We start from the raw sequence: 12,946 nt of genomic DNA, 5'->3' as shown, positions 1-12,946 counted from the left end.
AATTAAGCTTTAGCTGCTTTTACTTTAGCTCTTCTAGTTACAGCGTACTCAACAGCGTGCTTGTCAAGTTTTGTAGTTAGGTAACGGATTACTCTTTCGTCACGTTTGAATGCTAATTCTAAGTCAGCTACTACAGTACCTTCTCCTTTAAATTCGATTAAAGTATAGAACCCATTCTTTTTCAATTGGATTGGGTAAGCTAGTTTTTTTAATCCCCAGTTTTCTTTAGCAATGATTTCGCAGTTCTTTTCTTTGATAAGATCTACATACTTGTTCACTGCTTCCTCTACCTGTGCCTCAGATAGAACGGGAGTTAAAATGAAAACAGTTTCGTAATTGTTCATAATGTTAAATGAATTTGTTAATTATTTCGAGGTGCAAAATTAGAGAATATATTTGTAATATACAACAGTGGGAGCGGAATAATTGATAGTTTTCACTTTTCTGCTGACAGATGATTGACGTTTTTGTATTTTCGTACCTAAGACTTTTCATTATGAGAACTAAAAATTATGTTTTTCCATTATTATTAATGGCAATATCATGTTATTCCCAAGACATAATTTCCAGAAAAAACGGAACCTCTATGGATGTCAAACTTTTAGAAATAGGGAGTTCAAATATTACCTATAAAGAACTGGATAGTTCTGATGGCCCCCACTCACTCATTAGACAAATCTGAAATTTATCAAATAACTTACAATAATGGTAAAACAGAAGTTCTGGGGAAATATAAGACTGCAGATGAAGCCAGAAACTTTATGATATCCCAAATAAACGAGTACGGAATTGACAGGGATAGGAATGATCTGTCCCTAAAGGCTTATTTTGAAGGAGATCATATTAAGATCAATTCTTTGAATAAAAAAGGTAAAATTGTGCATGAAGGTAACTTGTGGGATCTGAGTAAAGTTGTTGCCTTTCATGAGCTTTCAAAAAGGAAAGATAATATTGCCTATCTGAATATTGTAACCTATGAAATCAGTAAATCAAAAAGAGAACTTAAAAAACTGGTCATCAAGATGACGGATTATGAGGCTGCAGCCAATCTGTTAGGAGCAATGAAGGATTTAAGAATTATGCTAAAAAAGGAGAAGAAGCTGAATGAGAAATAATTTCAATTATCAATTATCAATTATCTTTTCCCCTAATTTCCTTCAAAAAATTAACCTTCAGTACATCATATAAAGAATGTCTGCTTATCAGGATAGAGGCGATAGAAGAAACCATTCCGGCAAGCATGAGATGAAAGATTAATGAATGCCTGTCGGTCATTTCTAAAACGATAATAGCAGATGTAAATGGTGCTCTTGTAATTCCGGTAAGAAAAGCTACCATTCCCGCCAGAATAACGACATTGGTTTCGTTAGCTGTTAAATGAATAGCTCCTGAAATGACAGAGCCAATACTTGCTCCGGCGGTAAGAGCCGGAGCAAAAATACCACCGGCACCACCTGATGTAAAAGACAGGGCAGGGCCAAGCATCCTTAAAACAGGAACGTACCAGTCTTCGTGTTTGTTTTTGGTAAAGAGAACACGTTCCATAATTTCTTTCCCGGAACCCAGAATTTCTCTGTTGATAAAATAAGCAATCGATGCAATAATTAAAGCACAAATAACTAAAAATACTACATTGGCTTTATCTGTTTTCAGGGTTTTCTTTTTCCAGCCATTGATTTTAAGCATAATCACCGAAAGCTGACTGGCAAAAATGCCGGCTGTAGCTGCAACAAGAATGATGGGAAACATAACCATTAAAGATACATCATTTGTTTTGGGATATCCTAAATACAAATAAGATCCTGCTAAGGTCTGAGCTGTTAAGCCTGCAATAATAACAGCAGTGAACAGAGCTGTTTTAAAGTAATTGATATGCGTTTTTGACAGTTCTTCAACAGCAAATACAATTCCTCCCAAAGGCGTATTAAAAGCCGCCGCAAGACCCGCAGCCGCACCGGTCATAATCATGTTCTTCTTCGAAATTTTGGGCCACCACTCGGGAAGGTACTCGTTGACTTTTCTGAAAACAGAACCTGCAATTTGAATAGTGGGTCCTTCACGTCCTACAGCGCCTCCTCCTATAACTAAAATAACCGAGGACAGAATTTTGAAAAAAATAATTTTAATGCTTAGAAGGCTTCGGATTTTCGTATGCTCTTTCGGATTGGCAAGTTCTACCGCAGCCATAACTTGTGGAATCCCGCTTCCTTTGGCATTGGGAGCGAATTCTTTTACCAGCCACCATGAAAGTACAAACCCAATAGGAGCGATAATGAAGATCATCCAGGCATGCCAGTCAAAGATAAAATTCATAAAATTTTCACCCCAGGCGAATACCTTCGCATAGAGTACAGCGAAAAAACCGGTAATAACAGAGGCAATCCAGAAAGGAATAGCCTGAAGCAGGTTGTTCTTCAGCTGTTCATTCCTGATATTGTCAAAGGAATTTTTAAGAGCCTCCCGTATGGAGGTGAAAAATTTCAGCATTTGTTAGTTTTGTGAGATGAAATTACGGCAAAAAAACGAAAATCAGATTTTTTCTAAAAATTTTGATATAGCCAGAGCATTATCAATACTCAGTGTTTTTGGGAATCCAAAAGATAATATATCATTTTTAACTTCAAGGCTGAAACTTCCATCAGCAACAGACTGTATAGTTTTCTTTCTTTCCGGATTTAAAAAGGTCATCGTTTTATAAGGATCACTTCCCAGCACGTAAAAATCTTTGAAATCCCTGTTTTCTTTAAAATTAATATTAAAGCTGCTGAAAATCCCCGCTATTTTATCGGTAAGCTTCTTTTTGTTGATGGATATAAAACCAAAGTCTTCACTCAGTTTTTTTAATCCCCAAATTTCTAAGGTATCATACTTGTCAGTGGTACGGACCCACCGGAATGAAGGACTGATTTTATTGATGATAAATAGATAGAACTCTGTCCTTTTATCTTTATCAGTGACAGCGTAGCAGATCTTTGGCTCTTTTAGAAAATCCACTGTTTCAGAACTGAATTTCTGATAAGGAGAATCTTCAATATTGACAACCGAAATATCATACATTTCCAATAAGGCATCATAAACCTGAAAAATCAATTCTTCTTCTTGTTTAGAAAAATCAAACAATTTGGTCACATATAGTTTTCTAAAATCAAGCTCCATTGGTGAAATATTTTATTAAAGATAAAACTATTTCATTAAATTCTATGATTCAAAGAGTAATAAAGGCAGCCTCCCAATAAAAAAAACGCAAAGTGCGGTCAAACAGATTTCTGAATTTGTGGCTCAAACAAAAAAAGCTTCCCGGTGGGGAAGCTTTATGCTTTATATTTAAGACCCACCGAATAGAAGGGCAGCTCCAATACCGTAGATTAATAACAGAACACCTATGAAAATTAAATTAACATTTCTGAGCCTGGATTTGCCTTTATTCTCAAGAACAACTGTTTCAATAACAATGAAGAGAAACCAAAGTCCATGGAAGGCCATCATAAAGATTAAGTACGCTAGCCCATCCCATCCCTTTGCCCGGCTCATGGCAATAAGGAAAACAATAGTTCCGGAAATTATTACTGCGAGACGTATCAAAATATGATTTATTACATTTTGATTATCAGGCTGCTTGTTTGTTTCTTCGTCCTGTTTGATTTCAAAAAGCTCTCTTAATTCCGGACTCATTCCTTTTGTTTATTGTATAATTTGACAAAAAACTGCAGTATTCCAATAAATCCAATAAGATTTAAAACACCAAAAACACGGTATATCTCCATAGAGTATAAATCCCAAAAGCTGCCAACAAACTGTATAAGGTCAATAAGAATAATTAGACTTAATGAAATTATTGCGATTAATGTTGCGTTTTTCATCTTCAGGTGTTTTCGTTATTAGTTAAAATTCTGTTTTGGATTCAATTCCAGAGGAGTTATTTCTGTTCTTTTATACTTCTGTATTCAGATCCCAGTTCTCAAGATAATCGTGAACATGTTTCAGCATCATTCCACCTAAAGATCCGTCTACTACTCTGTGATCATATGAGTGAGACATAAACATCAGGTTTCTGATCGCAATTACATCTCCATCAGCCGTTTCAAGAACTGCAGGTTTTTTAACGATAGCTCCAATGGCAAGGATAGCCACCTGAGGCTGAGGAATAATTGGCGTCCCCATAAGGTTTCCAAAACTTCCTACGTTAGAAATTGTATACGTTGCTCCCTGAGTATCTTCAGGTCTTAGTTTTTTGTTTCTTGCTCTGTAAGCTAAGTCGTTGATTGCTTTTGCAAGACCTGAAAGAGAAAGCTGATCAGCATTCTTGATAACAGGAACGATAAGATTTCCGTCTGGCAGGGCAGTAGCCATACCTATATTGATGTTTTTCTTTTTGATGATGTTCTCACCGCTTACAGAAACATTGATCATAGGGAAATCCTGAATCGCTTTTACTACAGCTTTCACGAAAATCGGCATGAAAGTAAGTTTTTCACCTTCACGTTTTTCGAAGATCGCTTTGTTTTTGTTTCTCCATTTTACAACGTTGGTAACGTCCGTTTCAATGAAAGAGGTTACATGTGGAGCAATTTGTTTTGCTTTCACCATGTTCTCAGCAATGATCTTTCTCATTCTGTCCATTGGAATGATCTCATCACCTGCATTTACCGGAATAGTAGCTGCCGGAGCAGAAACTGCAGGTTTTGGAGTAGATGCTGCTGTTTGTTGAGCTGGCTGCTTACCTCTGTTGGCAACGTATGCCAGTATATCTTCTTTAGTGATTCTTCCTTCTAAACCGCTTCCTTTGATGGATTTCAGCTCAGCTTCAGAAATATTTTCCTGTTGTGCAATTGATTTTACAAGCGGAGAAAGATAAAGATCTCCTGAAAATTCTACGTTTGCAGGAACAGTCTGCAAGGGCTGTTCAATAGTGCTTAAAGTTTCAGTATCCGGAGTGGCAGCCGGAGTTTCTGTTTTTACTTCCTCAGAAACAGAACCTTCTCCTTCAATTTCTAAAATCGCAATGGCTTCGCCTACTTTTGCAACTTCGTCTTTTTGCTTTAAAATTTTTACAATTTTCCCCGAAACTGGTGTCGGTACGTCTGAATCTACTTTATCTGTTGCAATTTCTACTACGGAGTCATCCTCTTTTACGTTATCACCTTCATTGAATAACCAAGTGATAATTGTCGCTTCCATAACACCTTCTCCCATGGAAGGAAGCAATAATTTGTATTCTGCCATTTTTGATTTTTAGATTTTGACAAATATATAAAAAAAATCGGTTTTTTTATGAAATATATAATTTTAGCTGAATTCAATGTAAATATTTTCGCCTACATTCAATCCAAACAGGCTTTTAGCCCCGTTTTTTTTACTCCCTTTATAGATAGAAAGCTCCAGGAACTGACTATCATTGAAGATTGCCGCAGACTGCCCATGAAATTCCGTTTCTCTTTCCCAGTCCGAAACCACTTCCGTATGGCTGGAAAATATACGGGAAAGACTGAGGTTTCTGAATTTTATAGTAAAGGCATTGTATCCTTTGCTGATATTTTCAAAAAAATCTTTGTTGATATTTGATATTATATTTCCGAAATTATCAATATAAGTGACTTCTCCAATGATCATTCCCTCAGATTCATTGTGTACCGGTTTGGGAAACATCAGTTCCTTCGCAGTATCTATTTTTCGTCCTATCACTTCAGGAAGTCCGCCATTGGCAAGATGCACTGCTGCAGGAACAAAAATGTCTGTAGAAGTAAAATTGATAATATCATCAAAGCGGTTATTGAGGGTAAGCTCATAGATCGCTTCGGGTTTAATATCAAAAAATATCAGACTTAAAAGACCATTGTCCGCCGCCAAAAAGTAGGAATCATCAGCTTTATAAAGGATATTTTTTCTTGATTTGTGGTAAAAACTGTCTACCGAAAGGATATGAATACTTCCTTTTGGAAAATATTTGTAAGCATTTCTTACAATATATGAAGTTTGTATAAGGTTGAATGCCTGGATATCGTGGGTTATATCAATAATATTAACCTCAGGATTTAGAGACAGAATTTTGCCTTTCACAGCGGCAACTCTGTAATCTAAATTTCCGAAATCCGAAGTAAGGGTAATAATTGACATGAGCAATTTCTAGAATAGTGTAGTCTTGCAAAGTTATTTAAAATAAAAAGAAAGCCCGAAAGATTGTTGAAAAGAATTTGATATAAATTTGAAAAAAATCTTTAATTTTAAAATCTAATAAATAAAAATACTGCATGTTTGAATTAACGTATGATTTGGAAGATCTCGATAAAAAAATCTTCTATGGAGTTAATAACCAATATTTCAACCTACTAAAATCAAGCTTTCCAACCATTAAAATTACAGGAAGAGACCATTTTATCTTTGCCATTGGGAATCAGGAAGCTTTAGATATATTGAAAATAAAATTGGATGATATCGTAAAATTCATCTCTAAAAATAATTCAATAGAGCTCAAAGACGTCGAAAATATCCTGAATATTAAAGATGAAAATGAGAAACATCTGATCTTTGACCAGGATATTATTGTAAAAGGGGTAAACGGTAAGATAATTAAAGCTAAGACCACTAATCTTAAAAAACTGGTTAAGGAAACAGAGAAAAAAGATATGGTTTTTGCCATTGGCCCTGCAGGAACTGGAAAAACGTATACCAGTGTTGCTTTGGCAGCAAGAGCTTTGAGGGATAAAGAAGTAAAAAGAATTGTTCTTACAAGACCTGCTGTAGAGGCAGGGGAGAGCCTAGGGTTTTTACCGGGAGATCTTAAAGAAAAGCTGGATCCGTATTTGCAGCCACTATATGATGCACTTCGTGATATGATTCCTCATGAAAAGCTGGAAGGCTTTATGGAGAAAAAGGTAATTGAAGTAGCCCCATTGGCATTTATGAGAGGGCGTACTCTGGATGATGCCTTCGTTATCCTTGATGAAGCACAGAATACTACGCATGCTCAGATGAAAATGTTCCTTACGAGAATGGGGATGAATGCGAAGTTTATCATTACAGGAGATCCTAGCCAGGTTGATTTACCAAAAAACCAGCAATCCGGGCTGAAGGAAGCGATGAGAATTTTAAACGGAGTGAATGAAATCGGTTTTGTACACCTTACGGAAGAAGATGTTGTGAGACATCCTGTGGTAAGAAAAATTATTCTGGCTTATAATGATGAAGAAAAGAGGCTGAGAAATGATTGATTCTAAATAAGTAAAAGTGTTGTTAACCTTTTATTAACCATGAATAATGATTATTAAATTTGTTAATTTGAAAAAAATAATTAGTTTTGCATCCTTAAATGTAAAAACTAATATACAATGAAAAAACTTATACTTGTTGCAGCAGTCGCTGTTATGGGAATTTCTGTTAACGCACAAGAATTTCGATTTGGTCCTAAAGCAGGATATTCATACTCTACAATAAAAATGAAAGGTGATGGTCAGTCTGAAACATCAGACCCTTTACACACATTTTATATAGGAGGTATGGCTGAATATAAATTAAGTGACAAATTCGCTCTTCAGGGAGAACTTTTATATTCTCAACTGGGAGGAAAAGTAAAGATATCTGAATCTGATCCGTCTAACCCGGCTACATTTTTAGATTTCAAAGCAAAACAGACTTTCCATACTTTATTAATTCCTGTTTCTGCTAAATATTTCATTACTGAAGGCTTATCTGTTTCTGCAGGAGCAAGCTTTGGTTTGATTCTTTCAGCAAAGCAAAAGCTTACTACAGATTTTGGATTCGGAATTCCGGGATTAGAGCTTAACGGAGATGATGAAACAGATATAAAAGATCAGATGAATACTTTGAATATTGCTCCTTTCCTTGGTGCTGAATACGCATTGGAAAATGGATTATTCTTTGATGCAAGATACAATCTTGGGATTTCTAATCTTGCAAAACATGCAGAAGGAAATGAAAAGGCTACTAACAGCTTTATCCAGATAGGTGTTGGTTTCAAATTCGGAGGAAACTAATTCTGATATTCGGAAATAAAAACAATAAGAAGCAGGACAAAATAAGTCCTGCTTCTTTATTTTAACAGAATATTTTTCTCTATAGTTTAGCCACTAAACCAGCAAAAACTTAAATCTTAATTCATTTTTTGTCTGGTTCGGGCTTTTAAACATGTCTGCATTTGTACTCATGATGAAAATAATTAGTATTTTTGGCCGGTAATTTTAAACTAAAAAAATGAAAAAGCTATTATTAGTAGGTGCTTTTGCACTATTAGGAGGTGCTCTTCAGGCACAGGAAGGTTTTAAAATTGGAGGACATATTGGTGTTCCTGTAGCTGACGCAGGTGATGTAGCTTCGTTTACATTAGGAGTAGATGCTGCTTATATGTGGAATATTGCTAAAGGTCTTGACCTTGGGGTAACCACAGGGTATTCTCATTTCTTCGGAAAAGATCATTTTGATGATTTCGGGTTTGTTCCTGTAGCTGTTTCCGGTAAATACAGATTCTCCGGAGCACCTATCTTTGTAGGATTGGACTTGGGATATGGTATCTCTACAAAAGACGGAATGGATGGTGGTTTCTATGCACAACCAAAATTTGGATACCAGATGTCAAAAGGAGAGTTGTATATAGGATACCAATCTATAAGCAACAAGCGTGATCTTCCGGGGTGGGGGAGTCATACCTGGAACGTTGGAGCTGTTAATTTAGGATATAACTTCTTCATTAAATAATAATATTCTTAAAAATATAGAGAACTCCGGCCGAAAGGCCGGAGTTTTTATTAAGGGACTATTAACAAATAGAAGGAATTCTTAACAAAAGCTTTCAATTCGCATCAATGATGAGCTTATGACAGGCTGTTAAAGCCCTTGAATTATAAATATTTGCTGGGATTTTATGAGTTAAGGCATTAAATATTAACATTTGAAACAGGTAATTACTGATTGCTTTGATAGTTTTTACGGGTTTTATCTGAAATTGATAAATTTAAAAAATTAGATATATTGAATTCCTGTTGATGATTTGGAGTCTATTTATTCATAAAATTGTGAAAAAATCAAAAACTTCTCTTTAATAAGATTTATTTTTGTAAAGTGCCGGATTTTAACAATGATATTAATCACATTAACAAATTTTAATATTAGTGGCTACCACTGTAAATTTGCCCTCAGAAAGTATTAAAATTTTTTAAAATGAAAAAAATATTATTAGCGGGTGCTGTTGCACTTTTTGGTTTATCAAACGCTCAAATTGCTAAAGGAACTACATATTTATCAGGATCTGTTGGTTATTCTCAGGAAGAAACTAACAATGGTAACCTTAAAACAGAAAACTTCAACGTATTACCTACAGTTGGATATTTTGTTAACACAAACTTAGCAATTGGTTTAGGGATCGGTTACCAAACTGAAAAAACTACATCTACTACTACTACATCTATCCTTAATACAACAACTGTAAGCGAGGATATTACTAAGAAGCCAGCTTTCGTTGTTGCTCCTTTCGTAAGAAAATACTGGACTTTATCTGATAAATTATTTATTTTCGGACAATTAGCAGTACCAATGGAGTTTGGAAAAACTAAAATTGAAAATAGCTCAGTATCAACTTCTGGAACGACTACAGTTTCTAACTCTACTTCTACTGAAGCTAAATACACTCAAATTGGTGTTACTGTGAAGCCAGGTTTAGATTATTTCTTAAACAAAAACTGGTCTATCGAAGCTACTATCGGTGAGTTTGGTTACAACAACTACAAGCCAAAAGATGGTGATGCTACAAACAACTATAACTTCGGTCTGAATTTATCTTCTGTGACTTTCGGAGTTAAATATGTATTTGCAAAATAATAAACAAAGCATATAGCAATAGAGCCCTGAGAAATATCTTAGGGCTTTTTTAGCATAAAAGACTTAATAATATAACTATAATAATCATGAAAAAAATAGTATTAGCATGTGCGGTTGCTCTTTTCGGCTTTTCAAATGCCCAGATTGTTAAGGGAACAACTTATCTTTCCGGACAGGTAGAATATAGCCACAGTGAGAATAACCAATTTACTCAAAAAAGAAAGGATGATGTGGTGAAAATTCTTCCTACGGCAGGTTATTTTGTCACTACAAACTTAGCGATAGGACTGGGAGCAGGCTATAAAAGTACTGTTACAAAGTATGAATTAGGGAATGCTGCCATCAGTAATCTGCTGGAAATAAAAGATACGGAGAATGCATTTGTTGTAGCTCCATTCATTAGAAAATACTGGACTTTATCGCACAAATTATATATATTTGGCCAACTGCAGATTCCATTGGAATTTGGACAGGAGAAAGTGGATGCAAACAGTAATATTGAGATGGGAGATCCAGAGCTTGCTTCTTTTGAAGGGAAAAATAATTACACCCATATTGGAATTAATATCAAGCCGGGTGTGGATTATTTTTTAAGTAAAAAATGGTCAATAGAAGCTACCTTTGGTGAGTTTGGATACAATACCAATAAAAGGGATCTGGATGGTGCGAAGAGGCAGAATAACTATAAATTTGATGTAAATCTGGCTTCTGTAACATTTGGAGTTAAATATGTATTTGCAAAATAATAGACAAAAACATATAATCATAAATTTGAAAGTTTTCTTAAAAAAACTATTTAATATAATAATCATGAAAAAAATCTTATTTGTATCAGCGCTTGCTTTATTTACAGGGCTGAATGCACAAACTACATTTGGAGTAAAAGCTGGCTATGCTCTATCAAAATTAAACTCTAGCGAAGGAGATTTCGAATTAGGGGGGATAGAAGGAAGTTTAAAATCAAAGTCAGGGTTTTATATCGGAGCTTTAGTTGAGCATAAAATTACTGCTAAATTTGCTCTTCAGGGAGAGGTTGAATATGCCAATCTTGGAGGAAAAGCAGAAGTTGGGATACCAGGCACAGGTTTTACATTAACTGAAAAAATGAATCTTAACCGAATTGTAATTCCTGTATCTGCAAGATATTATGCGACTCCGGAATTGGGAATTTATGCAGGTCCTTATGTAAGCTTTAAAACAAATAATACAGTAAAATTTGAAGTAAGCGGTCCTAATGCCGGTATGGTAGATCCTTCAGGACTTAAAGAAGGGGAGCGTTATTTGGAAAGAGAGTTGAATAATGGTTTAAAATCAACTGATTTTGGTTTATTCTTAGGAGCAGATTATAATGTTTATAAAGGGTTATTCGTGGATGCACGTTATAGCTTTGGACTTACCAATATGATCAAGAATCCTGTAGATGGAGAGACGTTGAAAATGAATTTCTTCCAGCTTGGAATAGGGTATAAGTTTAAATAAACGATACCGATAAAATAAAAAACTCTCAGAAATTTCTGAGAGTTTTTTTATAGATCATTTTTGTTTCAAATTATTTACCGAACATTCCACCCATTCCAGGCATGTTAGGCATTTTGCTCATCATCTGCATCATCTGCTTTCCTTGAGGCCCCTGCATCATTTTCATCATTTTACCCATCTGGTCAAATTGCTTCATCAGCTGGTTCACATCTTCAATTTTTCTTCCTGCACCTTTTGCAATTCTGTTCTTTCTCTGCGTGTTGATGATAGACGGTCTTCTTCTTTCATCCGGCGTCATAGAGTAGATAATAGCCTCAATGTGCTTAAATGCATCATCACTGATCTCTACGTCCTTGATTGCCTTTCCAACTCCCGGGATCATTCCCATCAAGTCTTTCATGTTACCCATCTTCTTAATTTGGTTGATCTGCTTTAAAAAGTCGTCAAAACCAAATTCATTTTTAGCAATTTTCTTATGAAGTTTCTTAGCTTCTTCCTCGTCAAACTGCTCCTGAGCTCTTTCTACTAAGGAAACAACGTCTCCCATTCCAAGGATTCTGTCTGCCATCCTTTCCGGATAGAAAAGATCCAGAGCTTCCATTTTTTCTCCTGTAGAGATAAACTTGATTGGTTTTTCAACAACAGAACGGATTGTTAATGCCGCACCCCCTCTTGTATCACCATCTAATTTCGTTAAAACAACTCCGTCAAAATTCAAAGCATCGTTGAATGCTTTTGCTGTATTCACGGCATCCTGACCTGTCATGGAATCTACCACGAAAAGTGTTTCCTGCGGCTTAATGAAGTAATGTACGGATTTAATCTCGTTCATCATCTGCTCATCAATTGCCAAACGGCCGGCAGTATCCACAATAACAACATCATGGTTATTGGCTTTTGCAAAATTAATTGCATTCTCCGCAATAGTAGATGGGTTGGTAGACCCTTCTTCTGTATAAACAGGAACATTAATCTGCCCTCCCAATACTTTCAGCTGATCAATCGCTGCAGGACGGTATACGTCACAGGCAACCAACAAAGGCTTTTTATTTCTTTTTGTTTGTAGATAATTAGCAAGTTTTCCGGAGAAAGTAGTCTTACCCGAACCCTGAAGACCTGCAATAAGGATTACAGATGGTTTTCCTGAAAGATTGATTCCTTCCTGAGAACCTCCCATCAGATCTACCAACTCGTCATGAACGATTTTGGTCATCAATTGTCCTGGAGTAAGGGACGTAAGAACGTTTTCTCCTAATGCTTTATCCTGAACTCTCTTAGTAAGATCTTTTGCTACTTTATAGTTAACATCAGCATCTACCAATGCTCTGCGGATTTCCTTTACGGTTTCTGCAACATTGATTTCAGTAATTTTTCCACGTCCGGAAATATTGTGTAATGCCTTGTCTAACTTATCCTGTAAACTATTAAACATATTTATTGTAAATTATAGGTTTGCAAAAATAAGGAATTTTTAAGAAATCTGAGTAGTATTCGCTTAATATTATAAGGATTAGATTGAAATTCAAATAAAGAAAGGAAATTAGAACAAGAAAAGAAAGTTCTTTTATGCACAATCCCATTTGTTTTAGCCTTAAAAATGTGCAGATGACATTTTCTCTAATTCATTTTGTTTGGTTTT

14 protein-coding genes are annotated in these 12,946 nt (G+C 35.5%); 7 read left to right on the top strand and 7 right to left on the bottom strand.

What is annotated here, in order from left to right; genetic code table 11:
• Positions 1 to 2: 2 nt before the first annotated feature.
• Positions 3 to 344 (bottom strand): 30S ribosomal protein S6, encoded by a 342-nt coding sequence (rpsF, locus tag AC27VX_RS05245; RefSeq protein WP_236854551.1) that lies wholly within the window; start codon positions 342 to 344, stop codon positions 3 to 5.
• Between the two features lie 306 nt (positions 345 to 650).
• On the opposite strand from rpsF, the gene AC27VX_RS05240 reads away from it, so the two are divergent.
• Positions 651 to 1,115 carry a hypothetical protein gene (locus AC27VX_RS05240; RefSeq protein ID WP_488694221.1) on the top strand — a complete coding sequence of 155 codons (465 nt, stop codon included), beginning with the start codon at positions 651 to 653 and terminating at the stop codon, positions 1,113 to 1,115.
• Between the two features lie 16 nt (positions 1,116 to 1,131).
• On the opposite strand, the gene AC27VX_RS05235 is transcribed toward AC27VX_RS05240, so the two are convergent.
• The 5 genes from AC27VX_RS05235 to AC27VX_RS05215 form a co-directional block, all read right to left on the bottom strand.
• A complete protein-coding gene (locus AC27VX_RS05235; RefSeq protein WP_236854549.1) occupies positions 1,132 to 2,487 on the bottom strand; it encodes a chloride channel protein in 1,356 nt (451 codons plus the stop codon).
• A 42-nt stretch (positions 2,488 to 2,529) separates the two neighbouring features.
• Complete coding sequence (locus AC27VX_RS05230; protein WP_236854548.1) at positions 2,530 to 3,156, bottom strand: hypothetical protein; 627 nt, start codon at positions 3,154 to 3,156, stop codon at positions 2,530 to 2,532.
• Positions 3,157 to 3,324: 168 nt separating this feature from the next.
• Positions 3,325 to 3,672 (bottom strand): hypothetical protein, encoded by a 348-nt coding sequence (locus tag AC27VX_RS05225; protein WP_488694219.1) that lies wholly within the window; start codon positions 3,670 to 3,672, stop codon positions 3,325 to 3,327.
• Positions 3,673 to 3,930: 258 nt separating this feature from the next.
• Positions 3,931 to 5,223: a dihydrolipoamide acetyltransferase family protein gene (locus AC27VX_RS05220; RefSeq protein WP_488694217.1), complete on the bottom strand. Its 1,293-nt coding sequence runs from the start codon at positions 5,221 to 5,223 to the stop codon at positions 3,931 to 3,933.
• Positions 5,224 to 5,286: 63 nt separating this feature from the next.
• A complete protein-coding gene (locus AC27VX_RS05215; protein ID WP_236854545.1) occupies positions 5,287 to 6,114 on the bottom strand; it encodes an SAM hydrolase/SAM-dependent halogenase family protein in 828 nt (275 codons plus the stop codon).
• A gap of 134 nt (positions 6,115 to 6,248) precedes the next feature.
• Here AC27VX_RS05215 and AC27VX_RS05210 point away from each other — a divergent pair, with 134 nt between their 5' ends.
• The 6 genes from AC27VX_RS05210 to AC27VX_RS05185 all read left to right on the top strand — a co-directional run bounded on the left by AC27VX_RS05210 (position 6,249) and on the right by AC27VX_RS05185 (position 11,307).
• Positions 6,249 to 7,208: a PhoH family protein gene (locus AC27VX_RS05210; RefSeq protein ID WP_236854544.1), complete on the top strand. Its 960-nt coding sequence runs from the start codon at positions 6,249 to 6,251 to the stop codon at positions 7,206 to 7,208.
• 117 nt (positions 7,209 to 7,325) lie between these two features.
• Complete coding sequence (locus AC27VX_RS05205) at positions 7,326 to 7,991, top strand: porin family protein (RefSeq protein WP_488694214.1); 666 nt, start codon at positions 7,326 to 7,328, stop codon at positions 7,989 to 7,991.
• Positions 7,992 to 8,208: 217 nt separating this feature from the next.
• A complete protein-coding gene (locus tag AC27VX_RS05200; protein ID WP_488694212.1) occupies positions 8,209 to 8,709 on the top strand; it encodes a hypothetical protein in 501 nt (166 codons plus the stop codon).
• Between the two features lie 462 nt (positions 8,710 to 9,171).
• Complete coding sequence (locus AC27VX_RS05195; RefSeq protein WP_236854541.1) at positions 9,172 to 9,828, top strand: outer membrane protein; 657 nt, start codon at positions 9,172 to 9,174, stop codon at positions 9,826 to 9,828.
• Positions 9,829 to 9,914: 86 nt separating this feature from the next.
• Complete coding sequence (locus tag AC27VX_RS05190; protein ID WP_488694210.1) at positions 9,915 to 10,574, top strand: outer membrane beta-barrel protein; 660 nt, start codon at positions 9,915 to 9,917, stop codon at positions 10,572 to 10,574.
• Between the two features lie 64 nt (positions 10,575 to 10,638).
• The gene (locus AC27VX_RS05185) at positions 10,639 to 11,307 is read left to right on the top strand and encodes a porin family protein (protein ID WP_488694208.1); all 669 of its coding nucleotides are present in this window, start codon (positions 10,639 to 10,641) and stop codon (positions 11,305 to 11,307) included.
• Positions 11,308 to 11,377: 70 nt separating this feature from the next.
• Here the strand turns inward: AC27VX_RS05185 and ffh are convergent, their stop codons facing one another.
• The gene (gene ffh, locus AC27VX_RS05180) at positions 11,378 to 12,739 is read right to left on the bottom strand and encodes a signal recognition particle protein (RefSeq protein ID WP_236854539.1); all 1,362 of its coding nucleotides are present in this window, start codon (positions 12,737 to 12,739) and stop codon (positions 11,378 to 11,380) included.
• Positions 12,740 to 12,946 lie beyond the last annotated feature (207 nt).

This window comes from Chryseobacterium sp. 14P4.3.2 (assembly GCF_057799275.1).
This window is presented reverse-complemented; position numbering and strand designations above follow the sequence as displayed.

Bases quoted from the DNA above. Each gene is read 5' to 3' on its own strand.
- rpsF (WP_236854551.1), bottom strand. From the start codon at position 344: ATGAACAATTACGAAACTGTTTTCATTTTAACTCCCGTTCTATCTGAG.
- AC27VX_RS05240 (WP_488694221.1), top strand. From the start codon at position 651: ATGGCCCCCACTCACTCATTAGACAAATCTGAAATTTATCAAATAACT.
- AC27VX_RS05235 (WP_236854549.1), bottom strand. From the start codon at position 2,487: ATGCTGAAATTTTTCACCTCCATACGGGAGGCTCTTAAAAATTCCTTT.
- AC27VX_RS05230 (WP_236854548.1), bottom strand. From the start codon at position 3,156: ATGGAGCTTGATTTTAGAAAACTATATGTGACCAAATTGTTTGATTTT.
- AC27VX_RS05225 (WP_488694219.1), bottom strand. From the start codon at position 3,672: ATGAGTCCGGAATTAAGAGAGCTTTTTGAAATCAAACAGGACGAAGAA.
- AC27VX_RS05220 (WP_488694217.1), bottom strand. From the start codon at position 5,223: ATGGCAGAATACAAATTATTGCTTCCTTCCATGGGAGAAGGTGTTATG.
- AC27VX_RS05215 (WP_236854545.1), bottom strand. From the start codon at position 6,114: ATGTCAATTATTACCCTTACTTCGGATTTCGGAAATTTAGATTACAGA.
- AC27VX_RS05210 (WP_236854544.1), top strand. From the start codon at position 6,249: ATGTTTGAATTAACGTATGATTTGGAAGATCTCGATAAAAAAATCTTC.
- AC27VX_RS05205 (WP_488694214.1), top strand. From the start codon at position 7,326: ATGAAAAAACTTATACTTGTTGCAGCAGTCGCTGTTATGGGAATTTCT.
- AC27VX_RS05200 (WP_488694212.1), top strand. From the start codon at position 8,209: ATGAAAAAGCTATTATTAGTAGGTGCTTTTGCACTATTAGGAGGTGCT.
- AC27VX_RS05195 (WP_236854541.1), top strand. From the start codon at position 9,172: ATGAAAAAAATATTATTAGCGGGTGCTGTTGCACTTTTTGGTTTATCA.
- AC27VX_RS05190 (WP_488694210.1), top strand. From the start codon at position 9,915: ATGAAAAAAATAGTATTAGCATGTGCGGTTGCTCTTTTCGGCTTTTCA.
- AC27VX_RS05185 (WP_488694208.1), top strand. From the start codon at position 10,639: ATGAAAAAAATCTTATTTGTATCAGCGCTTGCTTTATTTACAGGGCTG.
- ffh (WP_236854539.1), bottom strand. From the start codon at position 12,739: ATGTTTAATAGTTTACAGGATAAGTTAGACAAGGCATTACACAATATT.